The organism is Bacillus sp. 05T31, from assembly GCF_056396725.1.
The window spans coordinates 1-986 of sequence record NZ_JBFTMA010001071.1 but is presented as its reverse complement, the minus strand read 5'-3'; the positions used below and the strand labels follow the sequence as shown (position 1 = coordinate 986).

The following is a 986-nucleotide window of genomic DNA, read 5'->3' as shown; positions in this document are numbered from 1 at the left end:
ATATACCTTTTCTTGTCCACTAAATTTTAAATATCGATTAAATAATGTTTCTTCCGTTACACCATTTGGCCATGTATTTTGAGAGAGCTTCCCATCAGCTGTCCATTTACCTGCATAAAACTCATGATTTCCAACCGTTGACCATACATTTTCCGGATGCTTATTTTTGTTTAACACACGTTTTACATCATCGTATTGTGACTGCTGTCCAGTTGGCGTTATATCCCCATTCATAATAAGCGCTCTAGAAAGTGGCGTCACTTTATTCATATCTTTTAATACGTGATCAAAATCCCCTAAGTCCCCTTGAATGTCACTAATAACGTTAAAAGTTGTAGCTGATTTTCGAACTTGCTCTTTGCCTTCCGCATGCACTGAAAACATCGGTAATACTGCTGCCATAACAGCTAGTGAAATAACTGTCTTTTTCATACAATCTCCCCCTAATAATATGATGTACAAACTGACATGTTCTGTTTTTTCTTAGATGCTTGTCCAAGTCATATTATAGGGATGCATTGTAAAATTTGATCACGTAAAAATTTAAGTGTTTTTTAAGAGATTTTGTCTTTTTCACACTTCAAAATTAACAATTGGTACCAATCTAGCTATCTACCCATTAACATTAAATACATGTAAATTTATACGTTAAATCACTTAGTTTGATACGTTGTGTTTTAATCTATTTTACACAATTTCAACAAAGTGCTTTACCTTTTTAAATTCTCTTCATTTAATCCGAACAGTTGATACAAAATAAACAATTAGAAAAACAATATATAAATTCCAAACACTCGAAAGCACAAAAATACATACAGCTGGTACTACCCCATCGCCATCAAGCTAAGAAATACAAATACCCATTTCTCCATTAACCGAGCAGTTAGCTTTTGCTGGCTTCTCTTTCATTTTCCAGTTCTAACCTATTTACCAATTCAACAATGCCGTCGTAATAACTCTCTTCAACAAGAAGCACCTTTCCTACA

The 986-nt window shown here is 33.8% G+C and carries 1 protein-coding gene; it reads right to left on the bottom strand.

What is annotated here, in order from left to right:
* The coding region (locus tag AC1DJR_RS31410; protein WP_477004403.1) for a metallophosphoesterase at positions 1–432 on the bottom strand (432 nt) is incomplete at its 3' end.
* Positions 433–986: the final 554 nt, after the last annotated feature.